The sequence below is a fragment of the Streptomyces sp. NBC_00435 genome, from assembly GCF_036014235.1.
Classification (GTDB): domain Bacteria; phylum Actinomycetota; class Actinomycetes; order Streptomycetales; family Streptomycetaceae; genus Streptomyces.
On sequence record NZ_CP107924.1, the window covers coordinates 2,433,369 to 2,448,958 of the forward strand.

Below are 15,590 nucleotides of genomic sequence, written 5' to 3' on the forward strand. Positions count from 1 at the left end.
GTCACCACACCTCTCCCTGCTTGCGCAGCGAGCGCCAGTACACCAGCGCGAAGATCATGAGCAGCAGGAGGATCAGTACGCCCCACGTCGCCGAGCCGGCGAAGTCGCGCGGGCTGGACACGAACGCCTCGCGGAAGGCCTGGGTCACGAGGATCTCCGTGGTGTCGCCCGGTCCGCCGCGGGTGAGCAGGAAGATCACCGGGAACATGTTGAAGGTCCAGATGGTGGAGAGCAGGATCACGGTCATGCTGACCGTGCGCAGCCCCGGCAGGGTGATGTGGCGGAACCGCTGCCAGGGTCCGGCCCCGTCCATCTCGGCGGCCTCGTAGAGCTCGCCGGGGATCGACTGCATTCCGCCGAGCAGGGCGACCATCATGAAGGGGACGCCGAGCCAGACGTTGACGGCGATGACCGCGACCTTGGCCCAGGTGGGGTCGTCCAGCCACGGGACGGCGGAGATGCCGCCGCCTTCGAGGATCTTGTTGAGGATGCCGTTGTCGCGGTTGAAGAGGAACCGCCAGGCGAAGACGGAGACGAACCCGGGGACGGCCCAGGGCAGGATGAGCGCCATCCGGTAGGCGGCGCGGCCCTTGAACTCGCGGTTGAGCACGGTGGCGAGGGCGAGGCCGAGCGTGAAGGTGATCGATACGCAGGCGACGGTCCAGAGCACCGTCCACACCAGCCGCTGCAGGAACACCGGGTCGGCGAGGACGGCGGCGTAGTTGTCGAGTCCGACGAACTTGTACGTCGCCTCGATGTGGTTGGCGCCGATCGTACGGCCGACGTTGCGTTCGGTGGCGTCGGTCAGCGACAGGTAGACGCCGCGGACGAGCGGCCAGCCGATGATCACGCCGAGCACGAGCACCACGGGGGTGACCATGGCCCAGGCGTACCAGTGGGTGGCCAGCGCCCGCCTCAGCCCGGGACGGTTCCTGCTGTCAGTCCTGCGGCTCCGGCCGCGGGCGGCGGGGTCGGTGTCAGGACCGACCTCGCCGCCCGCGGCCTTCGCCACCGACTGGCTGGTGTGAGCAGCCATCTTTTCGCTACTTCCAACCCTTGAGGATCTTGCGGAATTCGACGCCGGACGCCTTGGCCGCGTCCTCCGGGGACGACGTCCCGGTGATCGCCTTGGTGTACTCGACCTTGAGCGGCTCGAAGAGGGATCCGTTCTCCGGGATCCAGGCGCGCTCGACGGCCTTGTCCACGGCCGGCTTGAAGAACTGGACCATCTCGTTGGACTTCACGTCGGGCTGCTCGTAGGCGGCGGTCCGGGTCGGGAGCAGGCTCAGCTCCTTGGTGGACTGCACCTGGACCTCCTGCGAGGTCATGTAGTCGACGAAGGCCTGCGCGGCGGGGATGTTCTTGGAGCCCGCGTACACGGCGAGGTCGTGGCCGCCCTGCGGGGCGCCCGCCTTGACGGAGCCGGCCGGTACCGCGGCGATGCCGAGGTTGGCCTTGTCCTTGAACTGGTCGCCGGCGTAGCTGTCGGCCACGGCCCACGGGCCGTTGATCATCATCGCGACCTCGCCCGACTTGAAGGCGGTCTGCATGTTGGTCCAGCCGTCGGTGGCGTTGGTGATCGCCGCGCCCGAGGTGACCAGGTCGCGGGCGGTCTTGAAGGCCTTGACGCCCGCCGCGTTGTCCACGGTGACCGTCTTGGTCTTCGCGTCGACGAGGTCGCCGCCCTCTCCGTAGATGAGCGGGAGGAACCAGTAGGAGTCGTCGCCGCGCAGGTAGAGGCCGGCCTTGCCGCTCTTGGCCTTGATCGCGGCGGCGGCGGTCTTCAGCTCCTCCAGCGTCTTGGGGGGCTGGACACCGGCGTCGGCGAGCATCTTCTTGTTGTAGAAGAGGCCGAGGGAGTCGATGACCTGCGGGACGGCGTAGGTCTTGCCCTCGTACTTGCCGCTGGCCGCGGCCTGGGGCAGGAACTCGGCGTCGACCTTCTTGGCCGTGTCGGCCGGAACCTCGGCGAGGTAGCCGAGGGAGGCGAAGTCGGCGACCCAGCCCACGTCGGAGCGGATGACGTCGGGGGCCTCGGAGCCGCTGCTGAAGGCGTTCTTGACCTTGTTCTGGGCGTCGCCGTAGGGGACGTTGACGTACTTGACGGTCACCTTGGGGTGCTTGGCGGTGAACGCCTCGGCGAGCTTCTGGAAGGACGCCTTCTCGGCGTCGTTCGAGGTGTCCCACCACGTGACCGTGCCGGAGAGCTCCCCGTCGGCCTTGGCACCGTCGCTGCCGTCCTTGGTGTCACCGCCGCAAGCCGTCGCCGCGAGCGCCAGAGCCGCGACCAGCGCGGTGGCCGCTATGCCACGCCGCATATGAACTCCTTCGATGATCCCGGCCGCGCCTCGCGGTCCCGAGTTGCCGAGAACGTAACAAGCCTGAAAGCCGACCGAAAGAGCTTGCGGCAATTTTCTGCAAGAGACGGTGATCGTTACATCCGTGTGTCCGTACGGTTGCCGCAGCTTGCTGTTAGTTCGAACCGCCTTCGACTGTCCGGGCCCGCAACCAGGGGGTGCGTACTCGCGTTGACCCGATATGACCCACGAGTTGACCGCCTCCCGGCTTGCAAGCGCTTCCAGCAACGCCATGTCCAGCGGCGGCTGGTGGCGCGATGCCGTCATCTACCAGGTGTACGTGCGCTCCTTCGCGGACAGCGACGGCGACGGCGTCGGGGACCTGCGCGGGGTCCGCGAACGCCTCCCCCACCTGGCCCGGCTCGGGGTCGACGCGGTGTGGCTGACCCCCTTCTACGTGTCCCCGCAGGCCGACGGCGGCTACGACGTCGCCGACTACCGGGCCGTCGACCCGCTCTTCGGGGACCTCTCCGACGCCGACGACCTCATCCGCGCCGCCCACGAGCTGGGCCTGCGGGTGATCGTGGACGTGGTGCCGAACCACACCTCCGAGCGGCACGCCTGGTTCCAGGAGGCGCTGGCCGGTGCGCCGGGCGCCCGGGAGCGCTACCACTTCCTCCCGGGGCGGGGGGCGGCCGGGGAGCTCCCGCCCAACGACTGGGAGTCGGTCTTCGGCGGGCCCGCCTGGAGCCGGACCCCCGACGGCACCTGGTACCTGCACCTCTTCGCCCCCGAGCAGCCCGATCTGGACTGGGGGAATCCCGAGGTCGCCGAGGAGTTCGCCTCCGTCCTGCGCTTCTGGCTCGACCTCGGGGTCGACGGCTTCCGTGTGGACGTGGCCCACGGCATGGTCAAGGCCCCGGGGCTGCCGGACATCGGCCGCGGTGCGCAGGCCACGCTGATCGGCACCGAGCCGCTCCCCTTCTTCGACCAGGACGGCGTCCACGCGATCCACCGCTCGTGGCGGCGGCTGCTCGACTCCTACGAGGGCGGGCGCATCGGGGTCGCCGAGGCCTGGGCACCCACCTCCGAGCGGCTCGCACTGTACGTCCGCCCCGACGAGCTGCACCAGGCCTTCAACTTCCGCTTCCTGAACTGCCCGTGGGACGCCGAAGCGATGCGGATCGTCGTCGACGAGTCGCTGGCCGCCACCGCCTCGGTCGGCGCCCCGACCACGTGGGTGCTGTCCAACCACGACGTCGTGCGCCACCGCACCCGCTACGGCAGCCTGGCCCGGGCGCGGGCGGCCGCGCTGCTGATGCTCGCGCTGCCCGGGTCGGCGTACGTCTACCAGGGCGAGGAGCTCGGCCTGCCCGAGGTCACCGACCTCCCCGACGGCGTCCGCCAGGACCCGGCGTTCCACCGGACCGCCGGGCAGGAGGGGCTGCGCGACGGGTGCCGGGTGCCGATCCCCTGGTCCGGTGCGGAGCCTCCGTACGACTTCGGCCCGGCCGGCAGCTGGCTCCCCCAGCCCGCCGGCTGGGCCGGGCTCAGCGTCGCCGCGCAGACCGGCGACCCGCATTCCACGCTGGAGCTCTACCGTGCCGCCCTGGAGCTGCGCCGCGCCATGCCGGGGCTGGGGGCGCCGGAAGCGGGCCTGTCCGGGGCCGGGGCGGGGGCCGGGGCCGCCTCCGCCGACGCCGGAGGTACCGGTATGCGGTGGCTGCCCGCGCCCGAGGGGGTGCTCCTCTTCACCCGGCCCGGGTTCGCCTGCACCCTCAACACCCGACCCTCCGTGCTCGAACTTCCCTCGCCCGGACGCCCCGTACTCTCCAGTGCCCCGGTCGAGACGGACGGGCGGACCGTCCGCCTTCCCGCGGATTCGTGCACCTGGTGGGCTTTGTAGCGTGCGACCGGTACAGTCCAATCCCGTGACCGCACGGCTAGCCGACATCGCAGCCCAGGCGGGGGTCAGCGAAGCCACAGTCAGCCGCGTGCTCAACGGCAAGCCCGGTGTGGCCGCAGGCACCCGCGAATCCGTGCTGGCCGCCCTCGACGTACTCGGCTACGAACGCCCCGTACGGCTGCGCCAGCGCAGCGCTGGTCTCGTCGGCCTGATAACTCCCGAGCTGGACAACCCCATCTTCCCGGCGCTCGCCCAGGTCATCGGCCAGGCGTTGACCCGGCAGGGGTACACGCCGGTGCTGGCCACGCAGACGCCCGGCGGGTCCACCGAGGACGAGCTGACGGAGATGCTGGTCGACCGCGGGGTCTCCGGGATCATCTTCGTCTCCGGACTGCACGCCGACACCACGGCCGACATGGGCCGCTACGACCAACTCCGCGGCCAGGGCGTCCCCTACGTCCTCATCAACGGCTTCTCCGACAAGGTGCGGGCCCCCTTCGTCTCCCCCGACGACCGGGCCGCGATGCAGCTCGCCGTGACCCATCTGACCGCGCTCGGGCACACCCGGATCGGGCTGGCCGTCGGACCCAAGCGGTTCGTGCCGGTCCTCCGCAAGATCGAGGGCTTCCGGCTGGGGATGAAGGAGCGGCTCGGGCTCGGCGGGGACGAGATCGAGGAGCTCATCCAGCACTCCCTCTACACGCTGGAGGGTGGCCAGGCCGCCGCGGCCGCGCTCATCTCCCGGGGATGCACGGCGGTGGTGTGCGCGAGCGACATGATGGCGCTCGGCGCGATCCGGGCCGCGCGGCAGCAGGGGCTACGGGTCCCGCAGGACGTGTCGGTCGTGGGCTTCGACGACTCCCCGCTCATAGCGTTCACCGATCCGCCGCTGACCACCATCCGGCAGCCCGTGCAGGCCATGGGGCAGGCCGCGGTGCGCACGCTGCTGGAGGAGATCGGCGGTACGCCGGCGCCGCACAGTGAGTTCGTGTTCCTGCCCGAGCTGGTGGTCCGCGGTTCGACCGCTTCGGGGCCGCAACAGGGCCGGGGCCCCGCGCGCCCCTGAGGACCGGCCCCACCGTTTCCCCTAGGGAGACAAGGCCTCGGGTCGTCCTGGAGGCGGAGAGGCTGCGCTCAAGACCGTCCCAAGGGATGATCGAGGGCGAGAACGCATCTGGCAGACTCTTTCCCTATGGGTGAAGCGAGCGTGAAGACACTGGATACCCGGACGGACGTCTCGTCTCCCCCCGTGACCGAGGGCCAGGACCGCCCGGCGCCGACGGCGTCCGGGCACTCCCTGCTCGCCCGGCTGCGGATGGCCCGGCGACCCCGGCTCTGGTTCGAGATCCTGCTCATCGCGGTCAGCTACTGGACGTACTCGCTGATCCGCAACGCCGTGCCCGAGCAGAAGGCGGCCGCCCTCGCGAACGCCGACTGGATCTGGAAGACGGAGCACAGCCTCGGCATCGCCGTGGAGCAGAGCGTCAACCATGCCGTGAACTCGGTGACGTGGCTGGTGGTGGGCATGAACTACTACTACGCCACGCTCCACTTCATCATGACGATCGGCGTCCTGGTCTGGATCTACCGCTTTCATCCGGGGCGTTACGCGGCGACGCGGCTGGTCCTCTTCGCCACCACGGGCGTCGCCCTGCTCGGCTACTACTTCTACCCGCTCGCGCCGCCCCGACTGATGAACGGGCAGAACTTCGTCGACACCGTGCTGGTCCACCACACCTGGGGCTCGATGGCCTCGGGCAACCTCAAGCACATGTCGAACCAGTACGCGGCCATGCCCTCCATGCACATAGGGTGGTCGCTCTGGTGCGGACTGACGATCTTCGCGGTCGCCTCCGCCCCCTGGGCCCGGATCCTGGGCCTGCTCTACCCCGCGGCGACACTGATCGTGATCGTGTCCACCGCCAACCACTTCTGGCTCGACGCCGTCGGCGGCATGCTCTGCCTGGCCTTCGGCTACACCGTCTCCCGTGCCTGGTACGGGTCCCTGCCGCACCGGCTGCCGCGCCGGCCGCAGGAGACCGGCCGCCACCCGGTGGCGACGGCCGTGCTGAACCGCTTCCAGCGCTGAGCCCGGGCCCGGGCTCCCGGGCCGCGGGCCTCACCCGGCCCGGCGCTGCGCCGCCTCCCCCTGCTTCGCCCGGTCGTAGGCCGCGCGCGCCTGCTGCACCGCCTCCATGCGAAGGCCGGTCCAGCGGGCGAGGGCGCGGACCTGTTCGGCGGCCTCGCGGCCCAGCGGGGTGAGCGAGTAGTCGACGCGGGGCGGGATCACTGGCTTGGCGTCGCGGTGCACGAAACCGTCCCGCTCCAGCGTCTGGAGGGTCTGGGCCAGCATCTTCTCGCTGACGTTGGCGACCTTGCCGACCTCCCGGCGCAGCTCACTGAACCGGTACGAGCTGTCGAGCAGGGCGTCCAGCGCGAGGACCCCCCAGCGGCTGGTGACGTGCTCCAGGACGAGCCGGTGCGGGCACATGGCCTCCGCCTGGGCCCACTTGTCACTTACTTCCATGCCAGTACCTTACTTCAAAGTGGGTACTGCCGTTTGGTTAGTGCCCCCCGTACGGTGAGTGCACAAGCCCGAAAGCGGGAAGCGGTAAGCGGTAAGCAAGACCAGGGAGTCGTTCACCATGAGCATCGTCGTCACCGGAGCCACCGGAGCCCTCGGCCGTCTCGTCATCGACGAGCTGCTCGCCGGCGGAGTCCCCGCCGGGGAGATCGCCGCCGTCGTACGCGACGAGGAGAAGGCGGCCCCTCTGGCCGCCCGGGGCGTGGAGCTGCGCATCGCCGACTACAACGCCCCCGAGACGCTCACCGGGGCGTTCCGGTCCGGCGACCGGGTACTGATGATCTCGGGCAGCGAGGTCGGCCACCGGGTGTCCCAGCACGCCGCCGTGATCGACGCGGCCAAGGAGGCCGGGGTGGCGCAGTTCGCCTACACCGGCATCCTGGGCGGGCCGGAAGCGGACTTCGCGCTGGCAGCCGAGCACCGGGCCACCGAGGAACTCGTCCTCGCCTCGGGTCTGCCCCACACCTTCCTGCGCAACGGCTGGTACACCGAGAACCACACCGGCAACCTGGCGCCGGTACTCGCGCACGGGGTGGTCCTCTCCAACGCGGGCGAGGGCCGGGTGGCCTCGGCGGCGCGGGCCGACTACGCGGCGGCGGCCGCCGCCGTGGTGACCGGGGACGGCCACCTCGGCAAGGCGTACGAGCTGAGCGGCGACGTGGCCTGGTCCTTCGCGGAGTACGCGGCGGCGGTGGCGGCGGCCTCCGGGCGGGAGATCGCCTACAACCCCGTGACCCCCGAGGCCCACCTCGCCGTCCTGACCGGCGCGGGAGTCCCGGCCCCGTTCGCCGAGATCCTGGTCGACGTGGACCTGGCCGTCGCGCGCGGCCGCCTGGCCGGCACCTCCGGTGACCTGGCCCGGCTGATCGGCCGCCCCACGACGCCGATGGAGCGGACGGTCGCGGAGGCCGTGGCCGCCGTACCGGTCCCCTAGGGCATGTCGTCAGGGCTCCAGTTGACTGAACCCGACCTCGAAGCGTTCGACCGAGAGGATCTGCTGGCCTTCCCGCTGCGCCGTTTCCGCGCGGATCCGCGCGCCGTGGTCCTCGCTCTCGCGCATGGTCCGCTCGTCCTCCCACAGGGTCAGCGACACGGCCCGGCCCGAGGCGCGGTCGACCAGGTAGTACACACCCCGGAAGCCGGGAACGTCCCGGACCCGCTGGACGATCGCCTCCGAGTTCGCGGCCACGTCTCCGGCCGCGGGAACCGGTGATCCCCGGTAGGTGCTCAGTCTCGCGAACATCCGCAGTCCTTTCCCTCGGGTTCCCCGGGCCTTCCCCGGGCCCTTCGGCCACTCCGGGCCCCAGGACCAGCGTCCTCCGGCAGATCACGCGCCGCATGCCGAGCGGCGCGACAATGGTGGGGAGGGGGGAAGGAACGCGTCTGCCGTTGCGGAGAGACGGAGAGGCGGGAGGCGGGAGAGGCGGGATCTCGTGGTGGCGTACATAGCGGTGACCGCCCTGAGCCACGTCGGGCTGGTCCGCGAGCACAACGAGGACAGCCTCGTCATCGGACCGTGGACGCTGTGCGGGACCACCACCCGGAGCCCCCAGACCCTCCTGTTCCCCCTCGGCAGACCGCTCGTCGTCGCGGTGGCCGACGGGCTCGGCGGCCAGCCGGCCGGCGAGGTCGCCAGCGAGCTCGTCGTCCGCCAGCTCGCCCTGCTCGGTCCTTCGCTGGACGGCGCCCTGGCCGTCGAGGACGCGCTGAACCTCTGCAACCGCGCGGTGCACTCGGCCGCCGACGGCCGTCCGGACCTGACCGCCATGGGGACCACGGTCGCCGGCGCCCTCGTACTGGAGGATTCGCTGCTGTCGTTCAACGTCGGCGACAGCAAGGTCTTCCACGTGACGGCCGGCGGACTGCACCAGGTCAGTGTGGACGACAGTCCACCGCCGGAGCCGGGGCAGCGCACCACGTCGGTGGTCACGCAGGTGCTCGGCGGCAGCCGCGCCGAGCACGTCCTCACCCCCCACGTGGTGAACCTCCCGCTGTCCACGGGCGATCGCTACCTGCTGTGCAGCGACGGGCTGACCGACCCGGTGCCCGAGGACGCCATCGACGAGGTGCTGCGGAGCCACGACGACAGCAAGGCGGCCTACGAGCTGTGGAAGGCCGCCATCGAGGCCGGGGGCCCCGACAACATCACCCTCGCCCTGGTGCGCATCGGGGCTTGAGCGACCGCCCGTCCGTGTTCGCCCGCGGCGGTCCCGGCCGTCGTCGCGGGGCCTACGCCCCGTAGAACAGCTCGTCGACCACTCCCCGCGCGCGGCGGGTGATGCGGCGGTAGTCGTCCAGCATTTCGCCGACGCGGCCCTCCTGGTAGCCGAGGTAGCGGCCGATCGCCGTCAGTTCGCGGGCGTCGGAGGGGAAGGTGTCGCCGGCCCGGCCGCGGACCAGCATCACGGCGTTGCGGACCCGGGTGGCCAGTACCCAGGCCTCGTCCAGGATCTGCGCCTCCTCGGTCGGGATCAGCCCGGCCGCGTGGGCGGCGGCCAGGGCCTGGCGGGTCCGGGTCGTGCGCAGGCCCGGCTCGGCCCAGGCGTGCCGCATCTGGATCAGCTGGACGGTCCACTCGACGTCGCTGAGGCCGCCGCGGCCGAGTTTGGTGTGCAGGGTCGGGTCGGCCCCCCGGGGCAGGCGTTCGGATTCCATTCGGGCCTTCAGGCGCCGGATCTCCCGGACGGCGTCCTCACCGAGGCCTTCCGTCGGGTAGCGCAGCGGGTCGATCAGGTCGATGAAGCGGCGGCCCAGTTCGGTGTCCCCGGCCACCGGTTCGGCGCGCAGCAGGGCCTGGGACTCCCAGGTCAGGGACCAGCGGCGGTAGTAGGCGGCGTACGAGGACAGCGTACGGACCAGCGGGCCGGAGCGGCCTTCGGGGCGCAGGTCGGCGTCGATGAGCAGGGGCGGGTCGGCGGTGGGGAGTTGGAGGAGGCGGCGCATTTCGGCGATGACGGCCTGGGCGGCCTTCGCCGCTTCCTGTTCGTCGACTCCCGCGCGGGGTTCGTGGACGAACAGGACGTCGGCGTCGGAGCCGTAGCCGAGTTCGTGGCCGCCGAACCGGCCGACGCCGATGATCGCGAAGCGGGTGGGCAGGGTGTCGCCCCAGTGGTCCTGGACGGCGGCGCGCAGGGCTCCGGCGATGGTGGCGGCGGTGAGGTCGGAGACGGCGTCGCCGACCCGGTCGACCAGGGTTCCGTGGTCCTCCTCGGCCGGGCTGTCCTCCGTACCGTAGGAGCCGATGATGTCGGCGGCGGTGGTGCGGAACAGCTCGCGCCGGCGTACCCCGCGGGCGGCGGCGACGCCCGCTTCGGCGCTGTCGGCGCGGCCGACGGCGGCGAGCACCTCCTGCACCAGGGCCTCGTGGGTACGGGGCTGGAGCCCTTCGGGGTCACCGAGCAGTGCGACGGCTTCGGGTGCGCGCATCAGCAGGTCGGGAGCGAGGCGCCCGGCGGACAGGACGCGGGCGAGGTTCTCGGCGGCGGCGCCCTCGTCGCGCAGCAGGCGCAGGTACCAGGGGGTCTTGCCGAGGGCGTCGGAGACCTTGCGGAAGCCGAGGAGTCCGGCGTCGGGGTCGGCTGAGTCGGCGAACCAGCCGAGGAGGACCGGCAGCAGGGTGCGTTGGATGGCGGCCTTGCGGGTGACTCCGGAGGCGAGGGCCTCCAGGTGGCGCAGAGCGGCGGCCGGGTCGGCGTACCCGAGGGCTTCGAGGCGCTGGCCCGCGGCGCGCGGGGAGAGCCGGGTCTCGCCGGGGGCGAGCTGGGCGACGGCGTCGAGGAGCGGGCGGTAGAACAGCTTCTCGTGCAGGCGGCGGACGACGGAGGCGTGCCGGCGCCAGGCCTTGTTGAGCTCGGCGACGGGTTCGGTGCGCAGGCCCATGGAGCGGCCCAGGCGGCGCAGGTCGGCCTCGTCCTCGGGGACGAGGTGGGTGCGGCGCAGCCGGTAGAGCTGGATGCGGTGTTCCATGGCCCGCAGGAAGCGGTACGCGTCGTGCAGCTGGGCGGCGTCGGCGCGGCCGACGTACCCGCCGGCGGCGAGGGCGTGCAGGGCGTCGAGGGTGGTGCCGGAGTGCAGGGTGGCGTCGGAGCGGCCGTGGACGAGCTGGAGGAGCTGGACGGCGAACTCGACGTCGCGCAGGCCGCCGGGGCCGAGTTTGAGCTCGCGGTCGACCTGGGCGGCGGGGATGTTGTCGACGACCCGGCGGCGCATCTTCTGGACGTCGGCGACGAAGTTCTCGCGCTCGGCGGCCTGCCAGACGAGGGGAGTTATGGCGTCGATGTACTCGGCGCCGAGCGCCTCGTCGCCGGCGACGGCGCGGGCCTTGAGGAGGGCCTGGAACTCCCAGGTCTTGGCCCAGCGCTGGTAGTAGGCGAGGTGGGAGGCGAGGGTGCGGACGAGCGGACCGTTTCTGCCCTCGGGGCGGAGGTTGGCGTCGACGGGCCAGATGGTGCCTTCGACGGTGGTCTCGGAGCAGATCCGCATGAGGTGGGAGGCGAGGCGGGCGGCGGCCTGGACGGCCTTGCCCTCGTCCGCGCCGGGGGCCGCGTCCCCGACGAAGATGACGTCGACGTCGGAGACGTAGTTCAGCTCGTTGCCGCCGCACTTGCCCATGGCGATGACGGCGAGCCGGCAGACGGCCGCGTCCGCGGGGGCGGCGGCGATCGCGATGCGCAGGGCCGCTCGGAGGGTGGCGGTGGCGAGGTCGGCGAGTTCGGCGGCGGTCTGGGCCACGTCGATGGTGCCGCAGACGTCGCGGGCGGCGATGGAGAGCAGGCAGCGGCGGTAGGCGATGCGCAGGGTGACGGGGTCGTGTGCGGCGGCCAGGCCGTTCTCGAACTCGGGGAGCCCGGGGTGCAGATCGACGGCTTCGTAGGTGACCAGGGCCTGCCAGTCGCGGGGGTGGCGGGCGAGGTGGTCGGCGAGGGCCTCGGAGGCGCCGAGCACGCCGAGGAGGCGGTCGCGCAGCGGTTTGGCACTGACGAGGGTGTCGAGGAGTACGGGCAGTTCTTCGGGGGTCTGCGCCTCGGCGATCCGGACCAGTCCGAGGAGGGCGAGGTCGGGGTCGGCGGTGGCTCCGAGGGCGTCGAGCAGCACCGGATCGGCGCGTACGGCGGCCAGCGCGTCGGTGTCGAGCAGCCTGGCGGCGGCGGAGGGATCGGTGAATCCGCTGCGCAGCAGTCGGCTGAAGGTACTGCTCCTGCGTCCCGGGACTGTCATCCCGTCGCCTCCCGCGTACGTCGGCTGTCGGTGCCTCTGCCCTGGCCGGGCGGTTCGCGGGAGCCGTGGTCCCCGGGAGCGGTGCCCCCGGGAGCGTCGGTCCCCGGGACCCGTGGTCGTCCGGTCCCGGTGCGGTCCGTGATCGCCCGGGGAGAGCCTAGCCGGAGCGGCCGTTCGACTCACCGGCACATCCCATGGGGGCGGATTGTCAGATTACTCACAGAATGTCACGATATGGCGTGATGGGGTTCGCTCCCCGCCGACCGGCCAGGAGGAGTCCCGATGACGGTGGGGGTCTCCGCCGCGCCCGCGGACCCGCCGGACGCGGGCCGGGTGCTCCAGATCGTGGCGCACCCCGACGACGACCTCTGCTTCATGGACCCGGACCTGCGGTACTCCATGGCCGCGGGGCGTCCCGTCACCTCGGTGCACCTCACCTCCGGCGAGGCCGAGGGCATCAACGCCGGCGCCGCCGGGGAGGCCACCACCCCGCCGGACAAGGCGGCGTACGCCGAGGCCCGCCAGAACGGCATCCGCTCGGCCTGCGCGGGCAGTCCGGTCGAGCGGCGGTTCACCTACTCGAAGGCGGCATGTGGGCGTTCACGGTGCCCGGCGGGCGGCTCGCCGTCTGGCGCCGGGCCGGGCCGCTCGGTGCGGGGAGCGGCCCCCGGCTGCTCCCCGGCGCCCCCGGCGCCCTCATGGACCAGGGGATTTCCGCCGTCACCCTGGGGGACGGCCGGATCGCCGCCTTCGGCACGCGCACCTCCTTCGGTGCCCGGCCCGGGGACTACCGGCGCGAGGTGGTCCAGGCCGTGCAGAAGGGCCCCGGCTCGGAGCCGACGGAGCCGGGCGGCGCATCGTCCTCGCCGCCACGGCCGAGTCGGTCCCGGGCTGGGCGCAGCCGGCGGCGGGCTGTCGGGGTTCGGCTCGGTGACGGCGAGCGGCCATCTGATGGCCGGGCGGACCTCGGGCGGGCAGCTCTGGGGGCGTACCTCGGACGGGGCCGGGCGTGGGGGCGTGCGCCGCTGATGTTCCTCGGGGCGCCCTCGTCGACGACGACCGGCGCGGGCACGGTGAGCCTGGCGATGCTGGGGCTGGACGCGCGACTGTACGTGACCTCGTCGGCGGACGCCCCGGACGCGCACCTGGCTCCGTGGCTGCCGGTGGGGCCGCGGAGCACCGTTCCGTAGCCTGCGGGAGACCACCTCGGATCGGCACGGTCCGGTCGACTCGGCAGGAATCGGCCAACGCCCCCCACGGGGGCGTTTTTTGATGCCCTCCGCCGGACTCTTGACGTCCACTTAGCGGTCACATATGCGCATTTAAACCGCACAAGACCCCACCCCAAGCGGTCGTTCCCGGAAATCAGAAGTCATCGGCGAGCCCGGTGAACCAACTTGCCCGTATTGACCTCTCACTGATCGACCGACAGCTCCACGCGGTTCTTCCTGCCGGAACGACCCCAAGGCGTAACCGATGCCCGTTTCCCGCCGACGCTTCCTCCTCGCGACCGTGCTCCCGATGCTCACCGTCGGGGTCACCGGCGCCCTCGCGGTCGCCTCCGGCCAGCAGACCGCGGCCGAGGCCGACTCGGGCACCGGGTCATCGACCGTGCTCCCGGCGAGCACCACCGGGGGATCGGTCGTCCAGATCGTCGCCCACCCGGACGACGACCTGTTCTTCATGAACCCGGACCTCAGCCGCTCCCTGCTGACCGGCACCCCGCTCACCACCCTCTACCTCACCTCCGGCGAGGCCGACGGCCGCAACGAGGCCAACGGCGGCGCGGCCAAGGACCCGCAGCAGCCCGCCGACCGGGGCAAGTACGCCGAGGCCCGGCAGAACGGCATACGCTCCGCCTACGCGCAGATGGCCACCGGCAACCGCGCCAGCGCGTGGCGGCGTACGGTCATACCCACCGCTGGCGGCGGCCAGGCCGAGCTCGACGTCCTCGTGGCGAAGCCCCACATCAACCTGGTCTGGCTGCAGATGCGCGAGGCCCGCGCCCCCGTCGCCGACACCCCCGACAGCCTGCACGGGCTGTGGAACCGCCGGATACCGGTGCTGATGCCCCAGCTCGCCACAGGGACGCCCGTCAGGCAGCAGTTCACCTACACCAAGGACCAGGTGATAGCGGCGGTGTCCGGGATCCTGGAGCGGTACAAGCCGACGACGATACGGATGCAGGACCCGACGCCGGGACGGTACGCCGACACCGGCAAGTACACCGACCACCAGGACCACATGTACGGGGCGCGGTTCGCGCAGGCCGCGGCCGCTTCGTACGCCGCGCGGGTCCCGGTCGGACAGCGGCCCCGCTTCGCCGTCCAGAACTACCTCGGCTACCACAACGGCACCCTGCCGCACGCGCTGGACCCGCAGACGGCCGAGACGAAGATCGGCTTCCTCAAGACGTACGCGTGGCAGGACAAGCAGAACTACTGCGGCTCGCCCTCCGGTTGCGGCGACCGCAAGGTGGCGGGCAGCCCGACCGGCCACAACTGGGCCCAGTCGCTGCGCTACGCGCGCGCCGACAACTCCTCCTGGCTGGTGCAGGGCACGACCGGCCGGCTGTACGCCTTCGCCGCCCTCGACGGCCAGATGGCCGTCTGGAACCGGGGGGCGGGCACCGGCACCGGCGCCGCCTGGCAGGGCCCGGTCCTGCTTCCGGGCACCGGCATCGACCCGGGCGCGAGCACCGTCCGCTTCCCCGACGGTCGGGTCGCCGTCCTCGCCACCCGCACCGTCCTGGGCACACACCCGCAGGACTACCGGCGCGAGATCGTCTACGCCACCCAGTCCGAGCCCGGCGGTCCGTTCGGGGCGTGGGTCGCGCTCGGCACCCCCGAGACCACCGATGAGGCCGGCACCTCCGCGATCAGCTCCCCCTCGGCGGCCGCCGACAACAACGGCCTGCTGACCGTGTACGTCCGCGATTCCCGCCGCACCCTGCGCGCCCGTGTGCAGCAGCCCTCCGGCGACTTCGCCGGCTGGCAGCAGCTGGGCGGCACGGACCTGCAGAGCGACCCGGTGACCGCCACCGACGCCGCCGGGCGGCGCCACGTCTACGCCGCCACCACCCAGTCGGTGATCGCCTGGATCCAGCCCGCTCCGGGCGCCCCGCTGGCCGGGCCGTTCCCGACCGGGCTCCCGGCCACCACCGTCCCCCTCACCGCGGCCACGGAGGCGGCGGGCGTCCGCCTCTACTTCCGGCGCCCCGACTCGGGAGTCGTGCGTACCGCCGTGGTCACGGCGGGGGCCGGCGCCGCGAAGCCGGCGGTCTCCAGCGTCACGGAGGCCGGCGGCCGGGCGGGCTACGGCGCGGTCGGGGTCGCGGGCCGCCTCATCTCGGGCCGCGCCGACTCGGGCACCGTCAGCACCACGGGCCTCGGCGGCCCGCCGGCGTGGACGGAGTCCGGCATGCTCTACGCGGGCGCCCCGGCCGGCACCCAGGAACCGGGCGGCACGACGACGACGGCGGTCCTGGGCCTGGACGCCGAACTCCACGTCACCACGACCCGCCCCACCCCCACCCGCCCCACCTGGCACCGAGCGGTCCCGCAGGCATAAGCGCCCCGCCCGTACG

General features: G+C 72.3%; 12 protein-coding genes and 1 pseudogene. 8 read left to right on the forward strand and 5 right to left on the reverse strand.

Features of this window, described 5'->3' with window-relative positions:
• Position 1 precedes the first annotated feature (1 nt).
• Entirely contained in the window at positions 2–1,036 is a 1,035-nt protein-coding gene (locus OG389_RS11120) for a carbohydrate ABC transporter permease (protein WP_328298313.1), read from the reverse strand.
• 7 nt (positions 1,037–1,043) lie between these two features.
• A complete protein-coding gene (locus OG389_RS11125; protein WP_328298314.1) occupies positions 1,044–2,318 on the reverse strand; it encodes an extracellular solute-binding protein in 1,275 nt (424 codons plus the stop codon).
• 220 nt (positions 2,319–2,538) lie between these two features.
• Between OG389_RS11125 and OG389_RS11130 the strand changes: the two genes are divergently transcribed.
• The 3 genes from OG389_RS11130 (at position 2,539) to OG389_RS11140 (ending at position 6,292) form a co-directional block, all read left to right on the forward strand.
• Positions 2,539–4,203 carry a glycoside hydrolase family 13 protein gene (locus OG389_RS11130; protein WP_443059248.1) on the forward strand — a complete coding sequence of 555 codons (1,665 nt, stop codon included), beginning with the start codon at positions 2,539–2,541 and terminating at the stop codon, positions 4,201–4,203.
• A gap of 25 nt (positions 4,204–4,228) precedes the next feature.
• A complete protein-coding gene (locus tag OG389_RS11135) occupies positions 4,229–5,269 on the forward strand; it encodes a LacI family DNA-binding transcriptional regulator (protein WP_328298315.1) in 1,041 nt (346 codons plus the stop codon).
• Between the two features lie 126 nt (positions 5,270–5,395).
• The gene (locus OG389_RS11140; RefSeq protein ID WP_328298316.1) at positions 5,396–6,292 is read left to right on the forward strand and encodes a phosphatase PAP2 family protein; all 897 of its coding nucleotides are present in this window, start codon (positions 5,396–5,398) and stop codon (positions 6,290–6,292) included.
• Between the two features lie 30 nt (positions 6,293–6,322).
• On the opposite strand, the gene OG389_RS11145 is transcribed toward OG389_RS11140, so the two are convergent.
• Complete coding sequence (locus OG389_RS11145) at positions 6,323–6,730, reverse strand: winged helix-turn-helix transcriptional regulator (protein ID WP_328298317.1); 408 nt, start codon at positions 6,728–6,730, stop codon at positions 6,323–6,325.
• A 118-nt stretch (positions 6,731–6,848) separates the two neighbouring features.
• Between OG389_RS11145 and OG389_RS11150 the strand changes: the two genes are divergently transcribed.
• Positions 6,849–7,721, forward strand: a complete 873-nt coding sequence (locus tag OG389_RS11150) for an SDR family oxidoreductase (protein ID WP_328298318.1) — start codon at positions 6,849–6,851, stop codon at positions 7,719–7,721.
• 9 nt (positions 7,722–7,730) lie between these two features.
• Here the strand turns inward: OG389_RS11150 and OG389_RS11155 are convergent, their stop codons facing one another.
• Complete coding sequence (locus OG389_RS11155) at positions 7,731–8,030, reverse strand: hypothetical protein (protein WP_328298319.1); 300 nt, start codon at positions 8,028–8,030, stop codon at positions 7,731–7,733.
• 193 nt (positions 8,031–8,223) lie between these two features.
• Between OG389_RS11155 and OG389_RS11160 the strand changes: the two genes are divergently transcribed.
• Entirely contained in the window at positions 8,224–8,964 is a 741-nt protein-coding gene (locus OG389_RS11160) for a PP2C family protein-serine/threonine phosphatase (protein ID WP_328303680.1), read from the forward strand.
• Between the two features lie 52 nt (positions 8,965–9,016).
• On the opposite strand, the gene OG389_RS11165 is transcribed toward OG389_RS11160, so the two are convergent.
• Entirely contained in the window at positions 9,017–12,004 is a 2,988-nt protein-coding gene (locus OG389_RS11165) for a bifunctional [glutamine synthetase] adenylyltransferase/[glutamine synthetase]-adenylyl-L-tyrosine phosphorylase (protein WP_328298320.1), read from the reverse strand.
• 375 nt (positions 12,005–12,379) lie between these two features.
• On the opposite strand from OG389_RS11165, the pseudogene OG389_RS11170 reads away from it, so the two are divergent.
• The 3 genes and pseudogenes from OG389_RS11170 to OG389_RS11180 all read left to right on the forward strand — a co-directional run.
• Positions 12,380–12,508 (forward strand): annotated as a pseudogene (locus OG389_RS11170) (hypothetical protein); the annotation flags it as partial.
• A gap of 86 nt (positions 12,509–12,594) precedes the next feature.
• Entirely contained in the window at positions 12,595–13,194 is a 600-nt protein-coding gene (locus OG389_RS11175) for a hypothetical protein (RefSeq protein ID WP_328304359.1), read from the forward strand.
• Positions 13,195–13,480: 286 nt separating this feature from the next.
• On the forward strand, positions 13,481–15,574 hold the full coding sequence (locus OG389_RS11180) for a PIG-L family deacetylase (RefSeq protein ID WP_328298321.1): 2,094 nt from the start codon (positions 13,481–13,483) through the stop codon (positions 15,572–15,574).
• Positions 15,575–15,590: the final 16 nt, after the last annotated feature.